At 42.8% G+C, this 24987-nt stretch carries 20 protein-coding genes; 2 read left to right on the plus strand and 18 right to left on the minus strand.

Going from position 1 to position 24987, the window contains the following annotated elements:
* The first annotated feature begins 35 nt into the window (after positions 1-35).
* The gene (locus BMW86_RS06885) at positions 36-377 is read left to right on the plus strand and encodes an MmcQ/YjbR family DNA-binding protein (RefSeq protein ID WP_177189177.1); all 342 of its coding nucleotides are present in this window, start codon (positions 36-38) and stop codon (positions 375-377) included.
* Positions 378-444: 67 nt separating this feature from the next.
* Here the strand turns inward: BMW86_RS06885 and BMW86_RS06890 are convergent, their stop codons facing one another.
* The 14 genes from BMW86_RS06890 to BMW86_RS06955 form a co-directional block, all read right to left on the minus strand.
* Complete coding sequence (locus tag BMW86_RS06890; protein WP_089780240.1) at positions 445-1230, minus strand: sulfite exporter TauE/SafE family protein; 786 nt, start codon at positions 1228-1230, stop codon at positions 445-447.
* 341 nt (positions 1231-1571) lie between these two features.
* Positions 1572-2939: an alkaline phosphatase family protein gene (locus BMW86_RS06895; RefSeq protein ID WP_089780242.1), complete on the minus strand. Its 1368-nt coding sequence runs from the start codon at positions 2937-2939 to the stop codon at positions 1572-1574.
* A 47-nt stretch (positions 2940-2986) separates the two neighbouring features.
* A complete protein-coding gene (gene eboE / locus BMW86_RS06900) occupies positions 2987-4198 on the minus strand; it encodes a metabolite traffic protein EboE (RefSeq protein WP_089780244.1) in 1212 nt (403 codons plus the stop codon).
* Complete coding sequence (locus tag BMW86_RS06905; RefSeq protein WP_089780246.1) at positions 4185-5348, minus strand: 3-dehydroquinate synthase; 1164 nt, start codon at positions 5346-5348, stop codon at positions 4185-4187. Before BMW86_RS06905 ends, eboE begins: the two co-directional genes overlap by 14 nt.
* A 97-nt stretch (positions 5349-5445) precedes the next feature.
* The gene (eboC, locus tag BMW86_RS06910) at positions 5446-6306 is read right to left on the minus strand and encodes a UbiA-like protein EboC (protein WP_089780248.1); all 861 of its coding nucleotides are present in this window, start codon (positions 6304-6306) and stop codon (positions 5446-5448) included.
* A 147-nt stretch (positions 6307-6453) separates the two neighbouring features.
* On the minus strand, positions 6454-7440 hold the full coding sequence (locus BMW86_RS06915; protein ID WP_089780250.1) for a TatD family hydrolase: 987 nt from the start codon (positions 7438-7440) through the stop codon (positions 6454-6456).
* A 51-nt stretch (positions 7441-7491) separates the two neighbouring features.
* Positions 7492-8334 (minus strand): EboA domain-containing protein, encoded by an 843-nt coding sequence (locus BMW86_RS06920; protein WP_089780252.1) that lies wholly within the window; start codon positions 8332-8334, stop codon positions 7492-7494.
* A 322-nt stretch (positions 8335-8656) separates the two neighbouring features.
* A complete protein-coding gene (locus BMW86_RS06925) occupies positions 8657-10147 on the minus strand; it encodes an FG-GAP-like repeat-containing protein (RefSeq protein ID WP_218149124.1) in 1491 nt (496 codons plus the stop codon).
* Positions 10148-10215: 68 nt separating this feature from the next.
* Entirely contained in the window at positions 10216-10398 is a 183-nt protein-coding gene (locus BMW86_RS06930) for a hypothetical protein (protein ID WP_255372863.1), read from the minus strand.
* Positions 10385-10966: a zeta toxin family protein gene (locus BMW86_RS06935; protein WP_089780257.1), complete on the minus strand. Its 582-nt coding sequence runs from the start codon at positions 10964-10966 to the stop codon at positions 10385-10387. Before BMW86_RS06935 ends, BMW86_RS06930 begins: the two co-directional genes overlap by 14 nt.
* Positions 10967-11049: 83 nt before the next feature.
* A complete protein-coding gene (locus BMW86_RS06940; protein ID WP_089780260.1) occupies positions 11050-12846 on the minus strand; it encodes a RagB/SusD family nutrient uptake outer membrane protein in 1797 nt (598 codons plus the stop codon).
* 22 nt (positions 12847-12868) lie between these two features.
* A complete protein-coding gene (locus BMW86_RS06945; protein WP_089780262.1) occupies positions 12869-16123 on the minus strand; it encodes a SusC/RagA family TonB-linked outer membrane protein in 3255 nt (1084 codons plus the stop codon).
* 638 nt (positions 16124-16761) lie between these two features.
* Positions 16762-17376: a peptide chain release factor H gene (prfH, locus tag BMW86_RS06950; protein ID WP_089780264.1), complete on the minus strand. Its 615-nt coding sequence runs from the start codon at positions 17374-17376 to the stop codon at positions 16762-16764.
* Between the two features lie 3 nt (positions 17377-17379).
* Positions 17380-18780: an RtcB family protein gene (locus BMW86_RS06955; RefSeq protein ID WP_089780266.1), complete on the minus strand. Its 1401-nt coding sequence runs from the start codon at positions 18778-18780 to the stop codon at positions 17380-17382.
* Between the two features lie 315 nt (positions 18781-19095).
* Here BMW86_RS06955 and BMW86_RS06960 point away from each other — a divergent pair, with 315 nt between their 5' ends.
* Positions 19096-19473: a transmembrane 220 family protein gene (locus tag BMW86_RS06960; protein WP_089780269.1), complete on the plus strand. Its 378-nt coding sequence runs from the start codon at positions 19096-19098 to the stop codon at positions 19471-19473.
* 61 nt (positions 19474-19534) lie between these two features.
* On the opposite strand, the gene BMW86_RS06965 is transcribed toward BMW86_RS06960, so the two are convergent.
* The 4 genes from BMW86_RS06965 to BMW86_RS06980 all read right to left on the minus strand — a co-directional run bounded on the left by BMW86_RS06965 (position 19535) and on the right by BMW86_RS06980 (position 24933).
* Entirely contained in the window at positions 19535-22957 is a 3423-nt protein-coding gene (locus BMW86_RS06965; protein ID WP_089780270.1) for a ThuA domain-containing protein, read from the minus strand.
* Positions 22958-22975: 18 nt separating this feature from the next.
* A complete protein-coding gene (locus BMW86_RS06970) occupies positions 22976-23728 on the minus strand; it encodes a ThuA domain-containing protein (protein ID WP_089780272.1) in 753 nt (250 codons plus the stop codon).
* Positions 23729-23737: 9 nt separating this feature from the next.
* On the minus strand, positions 23738-24451 hold the full coding sequence (locus tag BMW86_RS06975; RefSeq protein ID WP_089780274.1) for a 3-keto-disaccharide hydrolase: 714 nt from the start codon (positions 24449-24451) through the stop codon (positions 23738-23740).
* 77 nt (positions 24452-24528) lie between these two features.
* Positions 24529-24933, minus strand: coding sequence for a c-type cytochrome (locus tag BMW86_RS06980; RefSeq protein WP_089780277.1), 405 nt, complete (start codon positions 24931-24933; stop codon positions 24529-24531).
* Positions 24934-24987 lie beyond the last annotated feature (54 nt).

Here is a 24987-nt window from a genome sequence, read left to right on the forward strand (position 1 = left end):
TTTTAACATCAAAAGCTGCCAGTATTATGTTTGACATGACCCTTAATTACTGCCTTGCATTTCCTGCTGTTTCAATGCAGGAAAAGTGGGATGATGATCTCCGCTTCTTTGTAGGAGAAAAATTATTCTGCATGGTGTCTAAAACACCTCCACACCAGGTGTCTATCAAATGCCGTCTGGAAGATTTCCACCGTCTTATTTCACAGCCAGGGATTGTTCCGGCACCTTATCTTGCACGTTATCACTGGATCCAGATAAAACAACTGGAAACATTACCAGTGATTGAATTGCAGTCATTATTACAGCATGCCTACGACCTGGTAGTAAGTACACTGCCTCCGGAAGAACAGGCACAGATCTTAAAAGAACGGGTGTGACCACACATCTCCTGTTAATTGTAAAACTGTAACTCAGAACGCCTGGCAGCGTTAGGCATCCTATTGATTACCCCCAGATTGTGTAGATAATATCATAGATCCCAAACACTACCAACGTACAGGCAAAAATCTTCTCCAATAAAGGTGATTTCATTTTGATGGCTGTCTTAGCTCCCAGGTAAGAAGATGGGATAGCTGTAAGCGATAGCAGTAATGCTATATTCCAGTCTATATGGCCCAGATACCAGTGTGTGAGCGCGCCTGGTACCGATAATAAGGCAGATAATACGATAGAACAGGCCAGCGCCTGTTTGATTGGCATACCGAGCCTCTTAATGAAGAAAGAGCTGAATAATACGCCCCCTGCGTTTGCTAACAACCCGGATAATAAGCCGATACCTAATGCAGCACCTATCAGTAAGCCGTTGTTAAATTCTGTTTTACAAACAACTTCATTTTCCTTGTGGTCTTTTTTAAGGAAGGATATCAGCAATGTTCCTCCAATAGAAACAATGAATACTGCGGTGAGGATCATTAATGTCTTCCCCGGCAGGTATTTACTGAAATAAGCCCCGGCCACAGTGGCGGGTATGCCAAACAATGCGCCCATAATAATAACGCGCTTGTTGAATAACTTTTCTTTGCTGTATACGGTTGTTGCAGAAATAGTACTGGTGATGGCTGCCGGCAGTGGAGATGCCAGTGCAAAGAATGGATTTACTCCGGCAAATATCTGCAAGGCTGGCGTACTTACGGCGCTTCCACCTTTCCCCAGAAGTCCGGATAAATATCCTACTATAAGGCCGATAAAAAGAATGGCAAGGTAATTCGTATTTTCTAGTAATCCGATCATAATAGAGTAAGTACGCTTGGTGTAATAGCGATACTCAGGTGGTTGGTTTTATTGCAGGCATTATCAGGATTTGCCGGCAAAACGTTGAAATTACAGGTATCCCTCTCAGAGGACAGTTCAAAAGTACTGTGTTAGCAGTGGGTAGACAAAAATGAGGGGATCACTTAAAGTTATGGAAGATAACCTGTGGTTATAGATTGTACAGGCGGGCGTAAGAGGCTCCTATAGCCTACTAAGCCTAGTAAATCTATGTTTTGAATGTTTTAAAATAAGAAGATATACTATTGATAATTGTTATGGGTTCGGACAGCGTTTAGAGGTTTTAGTTAGAGATTATAACGCTATTTTGTTAATGCATCCCATATCACATGATACACATCCGTTGCCTGGATCTCTGTACCTGCCTGCGGCTTATTCGTAATCATCAGCGGCTGATAAGCAGGGTTCTCTTCCAAACGCCCGTGAGAGCCCTTAATAAGCGTAGCATCCAGTGGAATAACGTTCATCAGGTAACGGAAGCCCAACTTCTTCTTTAACAGCTTAAAGCCCGCTTTCATCTTAATCAGCGGATCTGCCGGGTTCATAAACATCTCAACAGGATCATAACCAGGTTTACGATGAATCTCTACAAGACGGGCAAAATCAGGCGCTTTCGCATCGTCCATCCAGTAGTAATAAGTGAACCAGCTATCCGCATCCGCTACAAGAATTAATTCACCACTACGGGAATGATGCATATTATGCTTACGCTTGCCTTCACGGTCAAGCACCAACTGCACACCAGGCGTATTCTCAACAATAGTACGCACCTTTTTATAACTCGCGGGGTCATTCACATACACATGTGCTATCTGATGATCTGCTACTGCAAATGCTTTGGAAGCGCCAGGATCAAGAATTTCCAACCCCCTCTCCTCACGCACGGCAATCAATCCATGTTCACGGAAAATACGGTTTAAGTGAACAGGACGATTCACATTAGTAATACCATATTCAGACAATAAAATCACTTCACAATCTTTCTTCTCATAGAACTCTACCAGTTGTTTACACACCCCATCAATCTCATGCAATTCTTTACTGATCTTCGTAAAATCCTGTCCGAATTTTTGTAAACAATAATCCAGATGAGGAAGATATATCAATGTTAAAGTAGGATCATACAAATCATCGGTAAGCATAGACGCATCCGCAATCCACTGTGTAGAGCGGATACTGGCGCCCGGGCCCCAGAACTGGAATAACGGGAACGTACCCAGTTCTTTCTGCAGATGATCACGCAAAGAAACAGGATGCGAATAGCAGTCCGGCATTTTACGCCCATCTGATAAATATTGAGGACGTGGTGTTACAGAGAAGTCCGCAGAGGAATACATATTGTACCACCAGAACATTTTAGAACAGGTAAAAGAAGGATCCAGTTTGCGGGCCTTTTCCCATATTTTAGCGCTTTCTACCAGTTTATCAGACTGCTTCCAGAACTTTATTTCACAGTCGGCACGATCGTACCAGCCATTACCTACAATACCATGTTCTGCAGGCCATTGCCCCGTGATATAAGTACTTTGTACAGCGGTGGTTACAGCGGGTACCATTGGTTTAACAGTAGTAAGATGATTCCGCTTAACATACTGCTGTAAAAAAGGAGTATGCATTCCTATGAGGGAGGAGGAAAGTCCTACCACATCAATAACAACTGTTTTTTTCATGTAGTGATGCTGTTAGAAAAACTGTGATCAAAGCTATAATTCCCTCTTCAAAATTCCAACTGTTGTAATACCCATTCCATCTCCCGGGAAACTGACTGGTCCATCGGTAATTTAAGATCAGCGGGTAATACATCCCAGGTGTATGTTTCGATTTCCAGGTGCGGTGTAAAAGGTTGTTTTACCTGCAACTGCAGTACTTCTCTGATGTCTGTTTGTGTAGAAGATAAGAGGCCGTACTGGTCGATAAATACCGGAACATGAAAATGGGAACGCCATTCTTTCACAGCAACATTATCTGCATCTGAAATTGCCTGCGGCAGATCAGGATAATGCAGATAACCGGTAGCTGTACGGGCAATTACCTGGTGTAAATAAGTAGGTTCATTAAATGTACGGAAGGCATCAACAATAGCCTCACGTTCTATATTGCCTTCCGGCAGTATCGCTTTGAGCGCTGCGCTGATCTGCAGCTTACCTATACGAAGACCATACTGGCGCATGGTGTCCAGCACTGCTGCCGGAGATTCATATACTAAGGCAAAATGACAAACATCATAACATAGCTGGATATGTGCTTTTACTTTTTCCGCGGCTTCTTCTTCCGTAAAACCGAATTTATCTACCAGCATGGGAATAGCAGCAGGCAGTAAGTAGTCGAAGAACCAACGGATATATTCTGCTGAATTCTCCAGCATCCCATCTGGTTCCGGCTCTACATCCAGGTGCATGAAAGGCCCGCCACTACGGTGAATACCTACCAGTTGCTGCACTACCTGTAACATGTTCAGTGTAGCATTTTCCATGATGGCATCTCGTTCCGTTTCACAGCGCACATGCCATAACTTATATGAAAGAGGGGAAGTAGAGATACCACCTTCCACGCCATCCGGCAACAAAGCTGCCAGGATACGGAACAGCCGCATCGTATATGCAACTCTTTCAGGAGTGGTCCAGTCGGGAGTATGTACCTCGTCTTTTACTACTGTATGATGGAAACCTCCGTAAGGAAATCCGTTCATGGTGAATACGTAGCAATCATGCTCTTTCAGCCATGCCTTGAAGGCATTCAACGTGGGTTCCTTGCTTAATTCCAGGCTGGCAGTATTAGATAAGCGCAGCCCTATGCCAAAAGGTTTTTCCGGCGATACCCTGGCTTTTATCGCAGGGATAAACTGTTGCAGCTGTTCAAAATGTGCGGCCCAGTTTTCTCCGGGATGTATGTTGGTGCAATAGGTCAGATGGCTGTTAGCTATTTGCATATCTGCTTTTTATGTTTTCAACGGCCTGATTCAGCAGGGCCACATCCATTTCATGTACTTCTGCTCCCTGTCCGATAGCTTTAAGCAGACAGATAGTGAGACGGCCTCCCAGGTGTTCCCGGAATTCCTGTAAGCCTTTGATAACAGCAGAAGGCATACCGTCCTGCATTTCCAGCAGGGGATGGTATACAGGCAGTTGCAATAACTCTAACAGGCGAATAATACGCGCGGCGGCAGTAGTATCCAGCATGCCTAACAAAGAGGCGTAAACGCTGTCTACAGCCATCCCTATAGATACCGCTTCTCCATGACGCAGGGTGAAATTGGTAAGCTGTTCCAGCTTGTGCGCACTCCAGTGGCCAAAGTCTAAAGGACGGGAAGAGCCGCTTTCAAACGGATCTCCGGCGCCGCCGATATGTTGCATATGCAGTTCTGCACAGCGGTATACCAGCGTTTCCATAGCAGGCAGATTGCCTTCTGCCAGTGGCTGGGCATTCATTTCCAGCCATTCGAAGAAAGAAGCGTCTTTAATGAGCGCTACTTTCACCGCTTCTGCAATACCGGAACGCCAGTCTTCTATATCCAGTGTAGTAAGGAAATGGGAATCGTTGAATACTGCAGCGGGTGGTGCAAACGTACCCAGGAAGTTCTTCTTTCCTTTGTAGTTGATACCATTCTTCACTCCTACTCCGGAATCGTTTTGCGACAATACGGTAGTGGGTATACGGATATGACGTACCCCTCTGTGGGATACCGCTGCTGCATATCCTACCAAATCCAGTACGGCACCACCGCCAATAGCAAGTACAAAGGAATGTCTGTCGATACCATATTGATCGATGGTATCTACCAGTTTATAAAAAAGGTCTTCGTCGTTTTTAACGGATTCTCCGCCGGGGATAATCACCACCGGGGCAGCCAGCTGATAGCCGCTGATAATAGCGCAATATGTTCCTATCTGTTCCTGAAGACCAGGATGTTTGCTGATTACACCTTCATCTGCTATTACCAGTAGTTTTTTAGTATAACCGGGAGCAGCCTGACTGGTTAAAAAATCTCTCAGATATGGGTTAGTAAGTGCAAAAAGATGTTGGGTAAAAAACACTCCGTAGGAGTAATTTACACTAAAAGATTGTTGAATTTGTTGCATGATGGTTGATTCATATGACCTGGAAAAACTGGACCTGTATCCTGTAAAATACAAAATTATTGCTACAACGTGGGCTTCCTGCTTATTGCGTACCTGATTACGTAATGGCAAAAGCTTTAGACAGCAATATAGAAAAGGGCAGCAATATCAGTACCAGCATTGCATGTGGCAGGGAAGAAAAAGCGGCTACCCAGGCGGCATTCATCACAATCAGGGCGATAATCCCCCCTTTCACGGCTTTCCCGATATTAGGCCCTGACGGGTCCTTCATAGCGGTAAACAGCGGATAATTGATCATAAATGCGAATAATATGATAAAAGGGATTGCTTCCCAGATATGGCCGTTTATAATTGCCAGCACCAGCATGGTACAGTAAACGATGGCATAACAGACTGCTGTAAAGCGCAGGGTACGTGTATTCCCCCCATGCACCTCACCCCTGCTGATAGTTGTAACAGCGGCGATGTAAAGCACCGGGATCAATCCCATCCACCAGTAACTGATCAATGCAGGTACAACAATACTGATCCCCATTAACAGGTTCAGCCCCCGGCATAAACCCATGTTTACAGGTCCCCAGGACTGATGTTTACCCCATTTATTATAGAAAAGGGCGGAAGCTGTGATGCCAAGCGCCAGGAAACCGGTGAGGCGGCCTACGGTAAAAGCGGCCAGGATCCCTACCAGTAACAGGTAGCTACCCAGTACAATTGCCTGTGTGCCGGAAATGAGCCCGCTGGGGATAGGGCGTTCGGGACGTTCTATTTTATCCAGCTTTGCATCCATTACATCATTCAATACTACTCCACCACCATAAAGCCCCATAGTAGCCAGGCAAAGGCATATTACAGGCAACAGGTGATCAAGGTAATTTGCGACCGCCAATCCCAGGAAACCGGAAATTGCAATCCCTGCCAGTATGTCTGCTATTGCAGTCAGTATATTGGCGGGTCGCATTAAACGTAAGTATCCTAACAATTTGCTAATTATATAATTCACCGGGCATACGGGTTTTCTACATTTACGACCTACGGGTAATGCACAGTGATACCAATCCCATTGGAATCATCGGCAATGTGCATAGGTTGTAAGTCGTAATTGCTGTTATTTGATAATATTAGACAGATTATCCCGTCTTGGTTGCTGACCACCTCTCAGCACGGTACTTCCGTTAAACTTCAGACTTTGATCTATTTCTTTTACCGCTTCAAAATCTGACTCATTGATCTGACCACTTTGTGCGAAGGCAGATATAGCATTGCGGAAAGTTACCAAATGAATGTCATTCAAGTCAATACCACTTTCGTGCATGAGAGCAGCCGTTTTAGGCACCGCCAGGGGATCACTGATGCCCCAGTCGGCAGCAGAATTGATCATAATCCGCTCGCTTCCATATTGCTTTACTACTTCTACCATTCTTTCGTTACCCATTTTGGTAAATGGATAAATGGTAAATGCGGCCCAGAAACCACGGTCTAATACTTCCTGTACGGTTTCTTCATTGTTATGGTCTACGATCACCATACGAGGGTCCAGCCCATGTTCCATGGCAATGTCCATACTTCGCTGGGTACCTTTCTTTTTATCGCGGTGTGGTGTATGGATCTGTACGGGCAAACCTGCTTCCTTAGCCAGTTCCAGCTGTGCACGGTAATATTTTTCTTCAGCGGGTGTCTGATCATCGAAGCCTATTTCACCGATACCAACTACGCCCTCTTTATAGATGAAGAGCGGCAGTATTTCCATCACTGCTTCCGCCAGTTTTTCGTTATTGGCTTCTTTTGAATTGAGACCTATCGTAGTATAATGTTTGATACCGAATTGTGAAGCGCGGAACCGTTCCCAGCCTATCAGACTGTTGAAGTAATCCCTGAAGGTATCTATACCTGTACGTGGCTGTCCCAGCCAGAATGAAGGTTCTATAATAGCCGCAATACCTGCGTCAGCCATAGCCTGGTAGTCGTCGGTAGTACGCGATGTCATATGTATATGCGGATCGAAGAACCGCATACCTTTAATTCTTTCCAGGAAAGCTGGATTAACGGTAAGTGGCTGTAAATTTTTTTCTGTTAACTCATGACTACAACACATGTCAATTCAATTTTACGATTCTATTATATACATTGAAGGTGTGATACACGTTTATGCTATACGGGCAGCAACGGAATCCCAGCTTAATGTTGATATTTCTTCCTTTACTAATTCAAGTGCAGGAGCATATGTACTGGAAGCACAGGCCAGTGTGGCCGCATCTCTTTCTACGCTATTCTCTGAATGCCAGACTCTTACTATATCCGGAAAAGAGACCTCATCTATGAACGGGCCTATTAAACGCCATAACAGGGGATTTACAGTACGGCCTGCTGCCCAGCGTTCGTGTGCGTAATCCCGTAGTGTATCTGCTAATTTCCTGTTTGCGCGTTTATCCAGTCCTGTGATGAGGTGTACCGGTTTATCTGTAAAGATCGCTTTCATCACCAGCTGGTTCCAGGCAGGCTCTTCCAGATACGCCGCCGGGTAAGGATTATGCAACATGATAGCTTCCAGTACCGGGCCAATATTGGAGCGGATACCTTCTGCTGTACGCAGTCTCCACTCTTCCGGCCAGGCCAGTAATGGCAATGCGCCGTACAGGGCTATCTGCTCATTCATGTCTGCGGCCCCAAAGAGGCCTTCTATAGTTTGTACATACTGGTCTTTACTTTCTGTGGGAAGTTGCAACAGCCACCACATACGTGCGAGCCTGTCTAACGTATAACCATGTATGAAAAATTCCGGTATTGTCGTATCAGGAATGATATTTTTTCCGGTAAACCGCGGTATAGCGGTAAATGTGCCATAGAAGCGCTGGGTAGCATTTGTTTCTTCCAGTTTACTTTTTTGCTGTTGCAGCCATTCCTGTACCTGTTGATTACTATTGTGTTGTATGATAGAATATAGTAATGTGCTTATCTTATTCTTTTCATCGTGGTATAAAGCGTCCATCTCACTACTGATTATTTCCGGGCTAAAGTTAGCAGAATATGGTTTAAACAAATACTAAACTGTTACAGAAGGTGTGTACAATAAAAGAGAGGCACAATGTGCCTCTCCTTCCGCCATTCTAAAACCTGATTAGTTCAATCAGGAGTATTATAATAAAACAACATATCCTTTACAGGTATATCGCTTTGGAATTCATTAATTACTCAGGAAAAACAATAGCTAAATGGGTTACGCGCCGGTTAGCAGCATAGATTTTGCCTGTTGTTCTACTGCAAGATAGGAATTTATTTGTTACAACTGTGATCCCTTACGTTAAATCCTATTAGCGAACAATACTATGTTTAAAAATAGTATTATTTTTCAATAAAATAATGGGCTGACTGATATTCCAGTCGGACTTAAAATTATCCTGTATGATGAACCCCCGGGAGTAATTCCCCAGTACAATATCCGGAGATCCGTCCCCATCAAAATCTCCTGCATCCATACAGATCCATCGTCCTTCTTTTGCCAGGTTTTTAATTGCTTTTGGGGTGAATTGTAAATCTTTTGTTTGCTCAAACCAGATGAATTTCTCTGCCGGCTGATGTTGTAAATCTGCGAAGAATGCGATGGTGGCAATGTCCAAATCCCCGTCATTGTCAAAATCTGCTGCAATGGCTTTTGTGCAGCCGTTTATGGGGTAGAAATATTTTTGCTTGTATTTGAAATCCCCCTCATTTAAGTAGATATATACGCCGTGATAAGGTTTGAGTGTCATGGAATAATCTGCGTTATCACCGGCGGTATACAAAATATCCGGTTTCCCATCTTTATTCCAGTCTACTACCTGGAAACTGGTAGAGCCATACACCGGTGGGAAACGTAGTAAATTCTTCGACTGGAAGCCGCCTTTGTGGTCATTCAAAAATAGCCAGATGCCTTCATCTGCATAGGCGAACAGGGCCATGATATCCGGCCAGCCATCGTTATTAAAATCCCCTGTCACAGCATGGATAGCACCCGGGACTTCCCACACGGAGCGTTTATCATACTCCCCGTCTGCTTTTTGTTGCAAAATATATAACCCACCATAGTTATGGCCAAATCCGCAGACCAGGTAATCCATCTTCCCATCCTTATTGAAATCAGTAGCCAGGCTTTGCACCGGACGGGGCAATCCTAATCCTATTGTCTGTACCTGTTCATTCTCCTTTGCCCCCGGAGCAAATTTCCATAATGTTCCTTTGGGAGCATCTACTGCCCTCAGATTACCAATACAGGTAAGCAACACAGTATCATTGGCTATCCAGTTCATATCCACTGCCGCAGATTCCAGTTTCATACCCAGGGTAGGGTTCAATTGTTGATCCCATGTCCACATAGCAGCGGCTTCATCTCTGGAAGAATAAATTTTCCCATCGTGAATAGAAACCATGGTAGTAGTGGCGGTTGTTGATTTATATTCCAGCCACACGGGTAATTTTATACTAAATGTGCTGCTATCTTCCTGTAAAGGTTTATTTACAGATGATAATTTATCAGGAGCTAAATCTTTATAATATGCTACTATCTCTGTCCATTCTTCAAAATTCACGGCCCCTTTTTGAGCAGCAGGATAATACTGGTCACCATGCCATACTCCAATGCCCACTTTGGGGGCCATTGCAGGCAGTACGTGCTTTGTCCAGGTATCTTTATCCAGCAATGCCGGAGACACCGGTAAATGGCAGCTACCGCAGTATTTAGTGGCAAGTTCTTTTCCCTTTTCGTGAGGCTCACGGGGATTACAGGCGATGAGGAAAATCAGAGAAAAAAAGAGTAGTGATTTCAAAATATAGCAGTTAGAAATGCTTTAGTGGAATCTTAGGTTATTGGGGAAACAAACTTAACGATATCATCCTATTCAAGGCCCTGCAACAAATCTTTCGCAGGTATCTTTTTCACGTTACCTTCTTTATCACTTATGACAAGATCTTCATTATTAGCAGCACTGGTTTCCACCAGCTTCTTCCTGGCCTTTTTTATGCCCTGTAAGATCTTTTCAAATCGTTCGTCGGTATATACTTTTTTATCTTCCATCATACTCACTTTGACTTAAAATCGTTACCCAAATATCGTTATTTATTATCATTTTTTCAAGGTTCTCCTTTTTCCTGGCAATTACCTCTACAGCATTCCTGTTATCGACTACGTACCAGCTATCGCAAACAGGAATATATAAATTTATCAGGTTGTGGATACCCCTGTAATATCTTCGTTTGATTATATCAGCAGGAATATTATGTCCGCCCCTTTTAACTCTTTGAGCTACCCGTTCTTCTGCAAGTTTTGGAGAATCCAGCCAAAAATAAAGTAACGTTATCTTATACCCATGTTCCTTTGCTTTCTTAATAAATGACACATAACTCCTGGTCGATAAAGTTGTTTCAAATGCAAAGTCCACCCCTTCTCCCATCAAATGATCAATCCTTTGCAACATCAACCTTCCGGCTTCCAATGCTACACTTTCAGGATTAAAAGGAGACAACCCCGCAGCAATACCATCGGCATTCACAAACTCCTGACAATTGAGCATCTCCGGTAATACCGTATAACTGGCAGTTGTTTTACCGGCCCCATTGCATCCCGCTATGATATATAAATCAGGCATGCTATAAATATAACGAGGAATGACGAATTACAAACGAAATCGTTCGCAATCCGTCATCCGGTATTCATCACTCAACCAAATCTTTAGTACCCGGCATTTTGCTCAAGGGTCTTTGCTCCGTTTTTGTAGCTAAGATCTATTTGCCTTTGCGGAATAGGATAATGCTCATTGCGGTTTGCAACAAACTTAGCCCCTGCCAGGTCTGTAGTTATTTGAGATTCATAACTGAAATAAGTTGTCAACGCAGCGTTGGCAGTACCCCAGCGTACAATATCGAAGTAACGTTGTCCTTCCATTGCCAGTTCCAGCTTACGCTCAAAACGGATCGCCTTCAGCGCGTAATCTTTGCCCTGTGCAACAAAATCGCCTGCAGGATAAGGATTCACTATGTAGTTAGCTGCTGGTGTGGAAGAGAAACCTCCCATCGGAGTAGCATCATTGATATATTTGTACACCTTTGTCTGAGCATTACCTGCACGTACCCTCACCTGGTTTACATAAGCTTCTGCTTTGTCCAAGCTACCCGACGCAGCTCCTGCTTCTGCTTCCGCAGCCAGTAACAGTACATCCGCATAACGGATCAGATTAATATTGATAGCAGATCCCGGTGCCCAGGAGTTTGCATCTTTGTACTTATCCTGGTTATACTGCCAGTACACATTTTTCTTAGGTGCATAAGGTCCTGCATAAGCCTGATCACGTACCCACGCACGACCAGGATGATTACCCCAGTCGAGATAAGGAATACCACGACGACCAACTGTCCAGTCGAGACGTGGGTCTACCGGATCAGTATCAGGAGTAAATGCATCTGTAGATAATATACCCATATCATTCTTCACTGCATGACTATTATAATCATCCAGGTAAGGTAAACCAGCAGCAGTAGTACGGTAAGAATTTACCAGCTCCTGTGTAGGCTGATAAAAACCGCAACAGCCAAACGGACTATTATAAGGGAAGTTCAGCATCTCTCCCTGATTAGCATTCGAGATAGATCCTGTTCCGTCATTCGCTACCATCTGGATAGCAAATACAGATTCAGATTTATTCTTTGTATCAGAATCAAAGTTGTCTTCAAAACGAGGCGTTAATGCATATGGGAGACCATTAGAAGTCACACCAGATACGGTAATCTGATCAAACAACACTTTAGCTTCTGCATACTTCGCTTCGAATACATATGTTTTAGCCAGGTAACACATCGCTGCCCATTTGTTCGCACGGCCTACCTGTGATTGTGTTGCAGGTAAACTGTCTGATGCAAACTGGAACTCCGCTTCAATCTTTGGCCAGATGTCAACATTGTTGGGTTGTTTGTAATCAACAATCATTGTTTCATCTACCCAGGGCACTTTACCGAACATCTTTTTCAGTTCGAAATAATAATGTCCGCGCAGGAAACGTGCTTCTGCTCTTACTTCCGTTTTTTCTGCGGAAGTCATCCCAACAGCATTTGGTAATAATGACAGGATATTGTTTATACGAACAATACCATCAAACAATACTTTCCATTTTGTGTTGAAAAAACCATTGCTGGCGTCAAACTGACCGGTAGCAATCTGACTTACAGGAGGCTGGTCAGTGGCATCACTACCTTTGTGTGCGTCACCTCCCGCTACACTACCGTAAATCCAGTTACTCGGTGCCGCTTCCCATGGATTACCACCACCGATAGCTGCAACGCCATCCTGCTGACCATCCAGTGCCGCATAAGCACCAATCAGTAATGCATTGATACCATCCTTGCTGGAAACATCTCCTGATGTTAATGTACCCAGGGGCGCACGTTCCAGGAAACTTTTACTACATGCGTCCAGCAACAAACCTGCGGCGATTACTGAGACGATGAATATGTATTTAGATCTTATGAGTTTCATTGTAAAAAGTTTTAAACATTCATCAGAAAGCAACGTTTACACCTACCAGGAACTGACGCTGATTTGGATAAACCCCTTCATCCAGACCAAAGTTGGTAGTACCACCTGTAATTTCAGGATCTATACCAGTGTATTTAGTAATGGTAAACACATTAGCAGCCTGTACATAAATGCGGAATTTTTCAATGCCGACACGCTTTAATGAAGCAGGAGAAAGTGTATAACCCAGCATCATATTCTTTGCCCTGAGATAAGAACCATTTTCTACCAGGAATGAGTTAGGTACTGTGTTTGAACTGAATGTACCATCGTTTTCCTGGATAGGCGCTTTCGCATTCATATGATCCGGTCTCCATGAATCATATAAAGCTGTTTTACTTTTTGCACCAGCGAAAGAAGGATAGAAGTCTGTCCACCAGCGTACCTGATTCCAGATTTCATTACCATGTACACCATAGAAGAATACAGTGAAGTCGAAGTTCTTATAATCCAGTTCAAGGTTTAATCCATAACTGAAATCAGGATTAGGGTTACCTAAGAAAGTACGGTCAGCTTCAGTGATGATACCATCACCATTTGTATCTGCATAACGGAAACGGCCTACACCAAGTTGTGTCTGATACACTGCATTTGGATTGTTAGTCGCTTTCTGTGCCTGAATATTCAGCTGATTTACTTCATCAGCACTGTTAAAGAACCCAGCTACTTTATATCCGTAGAAGCTGGAAATAGGTTGTCCAACTGCATTACGGATAATGAAGCTACCATTAAAACGACGTGATTCCTGGTCGAAATAAGGAGCATCAGAAGAGATACTTTCGATCTTATTCTTATAAGTAGTGAAAGTTGCATTGGCTTTCAACGTCAGGTCTTTACCAATGTTAATACCTGTTGCGAAAACAGAGAGGTCTATACCATGGTTCTGCATTTCTGCAATGTTCACAGTAGGAGGCTCCTGTCTCCCGGCTGTAGCAGAGATCTCTGGTTTGTACAGCAGATCTTTTACTTTCTTCTTGTAATAATCTGCACTGATTTCCAGTTTGCCTTTGAACAGCGTTGCATCAATACCTATGTTAGAATTGATGTTGCTTTCCCACTTGGCATTAGGGTTACCAATATGTGTTTTCAGGAAACCTGAAGTAAGTGTACCTGGCGTACCAGTGATATCATAAAAAGAGGAACCTTTATTCAGACCGTATTGTGTAAATGCATTGGATGCTTCCACATTCAGCTGATTACCCATTACACCATATCCTCCCCTGATCTTTAAATCGGAGATCCAGGAAATATCTTTCATGAAGTTTTCCTGAGAGATACGCCATCCACCGCTGACAGCCGGGAACCAGCCATAACGGAAGTTAGAACTGAACTTACTGGAACCATCTCTACGTATAACAGCGCCTAATAAGTAGCGGTCGTGGAAGCTATAATCCAAACGACCGAAAACAGAAAACAATCCATCAGAATATCTGCCACTACCACTGGTTACTGTACCGGTACCGGTAGATAAACCTGTGAAGTTAGGATCGAAAATAAAATACCCCTGTGTAGTACCTGTAACTGTACGGCCCCTGTTATCAAATGCTTCTGTACCTGCTACGACTTTAATATCATGCAGGTTGTTAAAATTCTGGTGGTAAGAGAGTGTGTTGGTCCATGTCCAGTTAAATCCTGAACTGGCTCCTTCTGTATAAGAGTTTACTTTATTGTTCTCTGAGTTTTCGTATTCAGGATAAATGAACGAATGTGTGGAAGCAGAGAATATTTCACCACCGAAACTTGTACGGAAAGTGAAGTGTTTCAGGATGTCTGCTTCTCCGTATACATTACCGAATAAACGGTTGCCAAGGCCCCTGTTATTACGTGTACGGTCCTGTATAGCTACCGGGTTACGTGCGTTCCCTAACTGTGCACCATTGGACGAAAATGAACCTGCAAAGTTGCCTTTGATATCATGTACGGGAATGATGGATTGTTCACGGAATGCCATACCGATCGCACTACCTTCCACCAGGTCAGTAATCTGTGGATTATCGATCACAGAGAACTCCATATTTTCTCCTATGCGCACATTTTTACTTACATTAAAATGGCTGTTGGAGCGGATAGAATAACGTTTCAGGTAAGTGTTCAGTAAAGTACCCTGCTGATTGTAATAATAGAAAGACAGATAATAAGCGCCCTGGTCATTTCCACCACTTACAGATACGTTATGACTGGTAATAGGAGCTGGTTTGAAGATTTCATGGAACCAGTCAGTACCGCCTTTATTTGCTCTTGTAATACGGTAAAATCCATCAAGGTCTGATGCATTTTTATAGTTTGGATCTACATTATACAAATCCGGGCTCACACCAGGATCTCCTTCATGTAAACCACCTGGCGCGATATAATCAGGTAATACGGGAGTAGCGCCACTACCATACAATCCATCATTATAAACAACATTGGGATTTGTATTTTTCAATGCCATCCATTTGAGATCTGCGGCTTCCTGTGGATTCAGGAGATGCCATACATTACCGCTTTTTGGACGCTGGGTACCATAATAAGCATCATAAGTTACCCTTACTTTTCCTTTCCCTACCTTACCTGCTTTGGTAGTAACGATGATCACACCATTAGCAGCTCTTGCACCATAGATAGAAGCGGAACCTGCATCTTTCAGAACCTGCATGGTCTCAACATCATAAGGGTTAAGGTCTACAATATTTTGTGTTGGTACTCCATCTATTACATACAGCGGAGTATTGTTACCAAAGGTGTTCACACCACGGATGCGCACCTGAGGTTCTTTACCTGGCTGACCAGATCCCAGTACCGTAATACCGGATACCTGACCCTGTAACTGGTTGCTTACCTGTGCGGTGGGTTGTCTGCTGATCTGATCTACATTTACAACAGATACCGCTCCTGTAAGGTCTTTTTTACGTTGTGTAGCGTAACCTGTTACGACTACTTCATCCAGTGATCCTACTTTTTCACTTAGTATTACTGTCACCTGGGATGCATCTCCCAGTTGTACTTCTTTTTGTGCGTAACCTACAAATGAAAATATAAGTGTTTCTCCTTTTTTAGCCTGGAGAGAAAAGGCTCCACCGGGATCTGTGGCGGTTCCCCTGTTGGAATTTTTGACAGCGACAGTCACCCCAGGCAGGGGGTTCCCTGTTTTTTCGTCCGTGACTTTGCCCGAAAATTTTGTCTGGGCTAATGCGCTGCCGGCAATAAATAACAACAGCCAGCACCACGCAACCGTGCGGTAGACGTGCTTGTTCATAACGTGAATCGTTTTTTTGGTTAAATAAATGGCATCTTCTTGCCTGTTTCAGCCGGAGCGGCGGATACAGGCACAGCAAACAGTACCGGGTTAAATCCTGATCAGGGTCTTAACTGGGTTAAAAAAAATATAGTTCCAAGCTATTAGGCTAATTAATGCAATTTCAATGCATTATACACTTCCGGGCTATCATATAAAATTTGGAATTCTACTACACACAGCATTTTTTCATACGTGTTGACATCAAAATTTTAAGAGTTCATGGAATTTAGATTTCGGTTATTCAAATGAGTTAAAAAGTCAACTGTTAACAGGGCGTTAAGGTAACACATTCGTTTAATTAATACAAGACTTGGGATAATTTTTTATCACAATTGGATGGAAGAGTATCATTATTGAGTAATAACGCAATTTTTTTATGATTGGGTAATGCCTCCACTTGAATGTTATAACAGCATAGATTACCAGATGTTATTGATTAAATACACTGCATCTGACTGTTTAGTTCTCTGATTTAGCTTTGGAATATAGGTGCAGGATTTGTTTTCCAATTTAACTTCACCTAATATTCACGTCAGATAAGGTGTATTTAATCAATAACATCTGGTACGAAGATTATGTAATCAAACCGGGTTAATTTAAAGTTTGTCTGTGATTGTCTTTACAGCTCCTCCTCTTTCCAGCTCATTATGCTCCTGCCACTGGCTTTGCTGCTGCGCTACCAGCTTCTCCGTTTGCCAGGCCATGAACTTAGCTTCCAGTCTTTCAATACAAAGTTTCTTATTCTGTAACTGAGAACGACTGTCCATCGCCATCACCTGTATACCCGAAGGGAGATGAATACCCCTTACTGCTGTTTCTACCTTGTTGACGTTTTGTCCACCCGGACCAGAAGCCCTGCAAGTTTCAAACTTTACGTCATTGATATTCCACTGCAACTGTTTCTTTACATCAAAAACAGCTACACCTACAAACCAGTTCTTACGCTTGTGATATTTACGGTAAGGACTTTGTGCAATCCACTGAACAGTACCTTCCCATTCTTTTATAAAAGGATCTAACTGTTTTCCACTTGCCAACAATGTAGCAGATAATAAAGTCCCGTTTATATCTCCCTTTTTATTTTCCAGTACAGTTATTTCTATACCGGCATTTTTTGCTTCTCTGAGCATTAATTCAGTCACACGGGCAACCACCCTGCAGCATTCTACAGGGCCTCTGCCCGATGTGATCTGTATGATTACCTTGTCCATGATTTACTCTTTATTCATTCTTACAATACGGGGCAAAAAGCGCCCTTCTACAGCAATCAGCTCCTGCTGAGCAGCGATTACCTTTTCAATGTCCTTATATGCCAGCGGGTTCTCTTCCACGCTACCACCAATGAGCGTTACTCCGGCATCAGACAACATCTTCTTTAATCCGGACGCTGTCATGTTCTCTCTTGCTCTTTTACGGCTCATCGCCCTGCCAGCACCATGCGAAGCAGAGAACAACGCATTATCTACTCCTTTACCTTTTACCAGGTAAGCGGCGGTAGTCATGCTACCCGGGATAATCCCCCATTCCCCGGCATGTGCCGGTGTGGCCCCTTTGCGGTGAATAATCACTTTTCTACCATCAGTCAGTGTATCTTCCCACGCAAAGTTGTGATGGTTCTCTACTGTTACCAGGCTTTGTAAACCCAGTGCTTTCAGCAGGTTGGCATGAATCCTCTCATGACAGGCTTTGGCATAATCTCCCGCCAGGTTCATACTGATCCAGTACTCCTGACCAGCTTCGCTGTTTAAATCCAGCCACGCAAGCTGCTGCGCTTCGCGGGGCAGTTTGCAGGTGTCCATCGCAATTTTAGTATAATGCTGCGCGATGTTTGCACCTAGTCCACGGCTACCGGAATGCGAGAGTAATGCGAGATAATCTTTAGCCGGAAGCCCTAATGAATTATCTGCTGCCAATGTGATCATCCCAAATTCTACAAAGTGATTGCCACTACCGGAAGAACCCAGCTGACGCAAAGCTTTTGCCTGTAGCTTTTTCAACAACTCCGTAGATTGAAAAGCAGCACTATCTATTACCGCATGTTCCTGTGGAAATTCCAGCGCACCTTCATTACCGAAGTGTGTAAACTCTTTCATCGCCACTTTTATCTGATGAGAATAACGTTTCAGAAAACTCTCTCCTTCATCAAGAATAGATAATGCCATACGACAACCGATATCTACACCTACTGCATATGGAACTACTGCATTATCAGTCGCTAATACGCCACCAATAGGTAATCCATAACCGGTGTGTGCATCCGGCATTAAAGCCCCCTGCACAGTAATTGGCAGAGACATTGCCAGCTCCATTTGCTTTTTAGCGGAGTGTTCTATTTCTTTTGCACCATAGATCTTTAATTGTCCTGTTTGTTGTAACAGGCCAAAAGACTGGAAGTTGCAGACTTCTTCTTTATCAATAAAATTCTCAGCAATGACCCCTACTATTTCATCTGCTGCATATGCTGCAGGATTATTTTTGATGTTAGTTAAAAGGGTAATTAACTGCTCTTTTGTATGATGCTTAAAATGTTTGGATATAATATTAATGACGAGGCTTCTTGCCCTGTCATTGGTGTAACCGATTTTACTCAGTTCCTTTGTTTTTATGCTGCCCATGTGGGTACGGATAAATATTATTGTAAATGATTTTTTTGCAATAAAATCCCCTTACAAACAATCCATGTTTATATTAACGCACAAGGCTGACCCTGATAGACATAGCAATTGAAGGCATTGATCAAAATCAATACAGATGCTTATTCCAGATGATTATATTGGAAATTGTTGCCTGTTTAGGCAGTGGGCGAAAGGGGCGATATGTGAATACGTTCTGTCATGATTCCTTTAATTTTAGAAGTGATAAATAAGGAATGCGGATGCAAAGATATATCTTTTATCAATATCTTCGCTTATCTCCGATAAAATCTCTTTATGAAAATATTTAACATCTTTTTCGTTGTTGTGTTTATCATTTTTGCAGGACTGCAATACAATGATCCTGATCCATATGTATGGATGCCCATTTACTTATATGGTGCATTATTTTGTTTCCTGGCTGCCAGGAAACGTTTTTACAGGAAGGCATATCTGTTAGGGGTTTTTATCTACCTCATATACGCCGCTTATCTCTTCTTTGATAAAACAGGAGTACTAGACTGGGCCATAGAACATCATGGTGAGAATATCGCAGGAACAATGAAAGCATCCACACCATGGATAGAAGAAACCAGAGAATTCTTCGGATTATTTATTGTGATAGCCGTATTAATGACGAACTATTTTTACGCAGGAAGATTCGCTAAGAAATAAATGTTTATAAATAAAAAAAGCCACGGCACATAATGCCGTGGCTTTTTTATTATGTAATAAATTACTTTGTCTGTAACTGGAACGCTCCGATACCCAGCGCTGTTTTTTCATTTGCATCAGCAGCTTTAATACGGAAGTAGAGTGAATGATTCTGACTGTCAGTAACAGGAGTAGTGATGGAAATGAAAGCGTTGTTAGGCACTTTCGGTTTCGCACCAGGACCAATTGTTACTTCACCCAGTTTAGTACCATCCATCTTATCCAGGAAAGCTTCCACCACATAACCGTATTGTAATGCTTCCTGAGAGAAATAGATGACATTGATACCCGCAACAGAAGTGAGATCCATGTTTTTGTAAAGCACCCATCCATTGGCAGTAGGGATCAGCAACTTCATACCTTCTGTTTCGTAAGAAGATACACCATCAGATTTATCAGATTCAGTAGCCGGTAATTTTGGATTACGCAACATGATCGCATCATTACCTGTAATAGGACGGATACCAGGACCACCTTTATCGGTATAGCTGGCCATGATATATAATACGCCATTATCCTTTTCAGGATTGTTGTTAGTAGCATCTACAGTACCTACCAAAGGAAGAGATACCTGCTTCTTAGCAGTTGAACCAAGAGACATTACATACTCTACCAACTGATGCGCTTCTCCCTGTGTTAAAACAGGATGCGCAGCCATCGCTGTTTCTCCCCATACACCACCGCCACCTTTGATGATCTTGTTGGCGAGGTAATCAGGCGCACCAGCATCATCTTTGTATTTATCCGCTACCTGTTTGAAAGAAGGCCCGATAGATTTTTCATCCACCTTATGACAGGTTTTGCAATCACCGGATTCTACCATGTTCTTACCGGCAATAACGCCCGTAATAATCTGATGCCCCTGCTGAGGAATAGCTGCTTTATCACTTCCTTCCATATATTCTGCGTGGATGAAGATATTATTTACATCTATCTTTTTATTCACAGTAGAACCATCTTCTTTATCGTTAACGGATACACTATAGAAGATCAGTTTACCAGGGAAATAGAACATTTTATTTCCGGTGATATCCACCTTTACCTCAGGCGTTTCATTACCGGCATATAACTCAATTCCTTTACTACGCGTAACCACTCCTTTACTATCTTTTACTTCTACAGCTACCGCATATTCTCCGGCAGTAGTGAAAGTATATTCTATTTCAGGCTCGGTCGTTTCTTTCTTATTACCATTACCCAGGTACCAGAGATACGTCAGTTTATCTCCATCAGGATCTTTAGATCCTTTAGCACTCAGTTTTACTTTAAATGGTAACCCTCCGGACAATTTACTGGCTTCTATGTTCGCAACAGGGGCACGGTTACCACCATTGTAGTCAATACGGGCAAGACCAGCATCCTTATTCTTACTAAACCATCCATTACCATATTCCAACACGTAAATGCGGCCATCTGGTCCCATTTCCATATCTATGATAGCATTGAATTTGGTATTAGGCATGAAAGGCTCCATCTTGGAGAAGTTATAATCCTTATCGAATGTAACCGCTTTGATCCATCCACGTACCCAATCGTAAATGAAGAACTTATTGTTATAGTAATCCGGTAAACGGGTCTCTTTTGGATAAAGCTCATTGTAGTATACCGGACCAGCCATCGCATTACGTCCACCACTGCCTACAGATGGAAAATCCGGAGACTTCGCGTATGGATACCAGATGAAGGCTGGTTGTGCAGGAGGCAGCTCTTTAATACCTGTATTATTACGTGAGTTGTTTACTGGTTTGGCAGGATCAAATGCAGCGCCGCTTTCACCTGTCTCGTAATTGTATAAACGATATGGGTAGTTGTTACCTACGAACATCGGATATCCGAAGTTACCTGCTTTCTTTGCCTGGTTGATTTCATCATAACCACGTGGGCCACGGTTAGGATCATCATTGTTAGCATCAGGTCCTACTTCACCCCAATAGGCAAAACCATTTTTACGATCTATGGAAATACGGTAAGGGTTACGTGTACCCATCGCAAATATTTCAGGTCTGGTATTAGGTGTTCCTGGTTTAAACAGGTTGCCTTCCGGAATAGAATAAGTACCATCCGCGGCCACTTTAATACGCAGGATCTTACCACGCAGATCATTACTGTTAGCTGAAGTACGACGACCATCATATTGCAGATGACCAGGACGATCATCTAATGGGGCATAACTGTTGGTCACATATTTCTGTCCGGGTTCATCGAACGGTGTACTGTTATCTCCTGTAGAAAGATATAATAATCCACCAGGGCCAAAGGCTATAGAACCACCGGTATGACAACAGATATTACGTTGTGAATATAGTTGCAGGATTATTTTTTCTGATGATGAATCTATTATGTTATTCTCAAATTTAAAACGGGACAACCTGTTTACAGATGTATCTGCCGGAGAATAATAAATATATACGTAATGGTTAGAACTAAAGTCGGGATCAGCACATATTCCAAGTACCCCTTCTTCTGCATTTACGTTAGGTGTTTCTGTTTTGTAGTATGCACGTAAGAAACCTGCCTGAGATAATTTCTTAGTAGATTGATTATAATACATGATCTCACCACGACGCTGCGTTATCAGGATATTTAAATCAGGTAATACAGTCATTTCAGTAGGTTCGAAGAACTCGCCGGATACTAATACGTTTTTGGTAAAACGATCTTCAGCAGGTACACGCAGTGTAGTCGCCTTACTGAAATCCAGCGTCTCATTACCACCTATCGCATATTTGATACCACCAAGGATATGTTTGAGATAATTTGGTTCTGAATAAGATTCATCGGTATGACCTAACTCTGTATAGAAAGCACGACCACCATCAAAATCATGGTACCAGCTGATAGGATGATCAGCACCGTTTTTACCACCTTCATAAGTTTTCTCATCTACAGTGATCAGTACATGTGTATTCTTGCTGATCTTTTTAAAATTGTACCACTCGTCGGAATGTTCCCATTTTTCAGGTAATCCAACGGTAGCAGGGAATGTTTTATCCTTTACTGTCAGCGTGGCTTTATGAACACCGGCAGGATGATTATCAAAGTAAGCACCGGCCAGTTCTCCGTACCATCCCCAGTCGTATTCAGTATCTGTAGCGGAGTGAATCCCTACATAACCACCGCCCGACTGTATATATCTTTCAAAATCTGCTTCCTGGTAATTATCCAGTATATCTCCTGTGGTATTCAGGAAAATGACAGCAGCATATTTTTGCAGCGTATCTTCATTGAAGTTGGCAGCATTCTCTGTAGTATCTACATCAAAACCATTTTCCTGTCCCAGTTTCTGAAGGGCTTTGATGCCGGCAGGGATGGAAGCGTGGCGGAAGCCCGCGGTTTTGGTAAATACCAGTACCCGGGGATTTCCCGGACGGATTTTCTTCTGACAGCTTGTTAGTACTGTTCCAAGTACTAACAGTAATGTGATAAATAGGTACCTGATTTGCATGATAGTCTATAATTGGGTCTATGATTTCTTCTTAATGTTCATTGCGTAACGGAGCCCTCCTAATACATGTTGCAGGTATATGGGGTCTGCATAGGATTCTTTTGTATGTCCCAGTTCCGTGTAGAATGCACGTCCACCTTCAAAATCGTGGTACCAGCACATGGGGTGATTATCTCCATTCTTACCACCTTCATAAGAATGTTCATCTATTTTGATGAGTACATGTACATCGGGGTTAAGATCTTTGAAGTTATACCATTCATCCCAGCGTACCCATGTTTCACCTAAATGACGGGTAGCATCGTTATCTCTGTCTACTATTTGCAGGGTAGCGTTTTGTTGTTTCGGATGACTGGTAAACCAGGCGCCGGCCAGTTTATTGTACCATGGCCAGTCGTACTCAGTATCCGTTGCAGCATGAATACCCATATATCCACCACCGTTATGAATATAAGTTTCCATAGCAGTTTGTTCTTCCTCATTCAATACATTACCTGTAGTGTTAAGGAAGAGGATAGCGGCATATCTTTTCAGGTTCTTGTTATTAAATACGCTGGCATCTTCTGTGGTATCTACCTCGAAACCGTTTTCCTGTCCGAGTTTGATCATAGCCAGTTTACCTGCAGGAATGCAGTCGTGGCGAAAACCTGCTGTTTTGGAAAACACCAGTAACCGGGGTTTTGCTTTTGCCTGTATACGTATGAGCGGCAAAACTGCCAGCATTATTATAAATGCTGGCAGTAGTAGTTTTTTTACGTGGTTCTTATTCATGATATTTTATTATAGTACGCGGATCTTGATATCACGGTACCAAACCTGGTCGCCATGATCCTGTAAAGCGATATGCCCTTTTGCATATTCACCAAAACCTTTCCAGTTTTTGAATTTACTGTTAGCCAGGAGTTCTTTCCACTCGGCACTACCTACAGTTGTTTCTACGGTTTTAGTACCATTGAGCCAGAAAGTAAGATGACCATCTTTCTTTAAGATCCTTGCTTTGTTCCACTCTCCCACTGGTTTAGCAGCATTGCTAACAGACTTCTTCAGATCATACAGATCACCGGAATTGTGTTTAGTGATTTTACCGTCCGGATGTTTGGCATCATCCAGTACCTGCATTTCAGGACCAGTTAAATAGGTAGCGCCAAATTTAGGATCTTCATGAACACTAAAGATGATACCACTATTACCACCTTCGGATATTTTCCATTCGAGTTGCAGATCGTAGTTTTCATATTCATCATTGGTAACGAGGTCACCACCTTCTGCACCGTTTTTCTTTGCTGCTTCGTCTGTAGTAAGCGCACCATCAACTACCTGCCAGGAAGCAGTTGCCTCACTTTTCAGGTAAGTATGCCAGCCGGCTTTATCTGTACCATCGAATAATAATTTCCAGCCTGCTTTTTTCTCTTTGTCAGTAAGGGTATTTACTTTCTGTGCAGACGTGGATAATGTGATCAGGCTGAGCGCCAGAACGGGAACTATATTCTTCATAATGAGTTTTTTAAGTTGGACCTGAGTAAAAAAAGAGGTTGATCAAAAATGATTGATCAACCTTCGTGGATAATGATTTATTTCAAAGACAGAATGTATTTCACCATTTCTTTCGCATCGTCTTTTGGTAAGTCCGGATGAGGAAGCATTGCTACTTCACCCCAATGACCACTACCACCAGAAATGATCTTGTCTACCAGCATATCGATGTTAGCATCGGTAGCTTCATATTTCGCTGCTACTTCTTTGTAACCAGGACCCACCAGTTTCATATCTACTTTATGGCAGGTTTTACAGTCTTTCTGCTCTATCAGTGCTGCACCTTTAGAAGCGGCTGCCTCAGCGGCACCTGCTTTAACCATAGAGTTGTCTGCCGGAGCTTCACTGGCAGCTTCTTCTTTTTTCTCAGTGTTTTGACCTCCGCCACAGGCTGCCAGGAAAACAGCGCTTAGTACAAAAGGCGCCAAAAAACGCATTCTCATTTTCAATTCATTTATATGTTCCAAAATTCAGATTTGACCCGTAAAATAATTATT

Source organism: Chitinophaga sp. YR573 (genome assembly GCF_900110995.1).
GTDB lineage: Bacteria > Bacteroidota > Bacteroidia > Chitinophagales > Chitinophagaceae > Chitinophaga.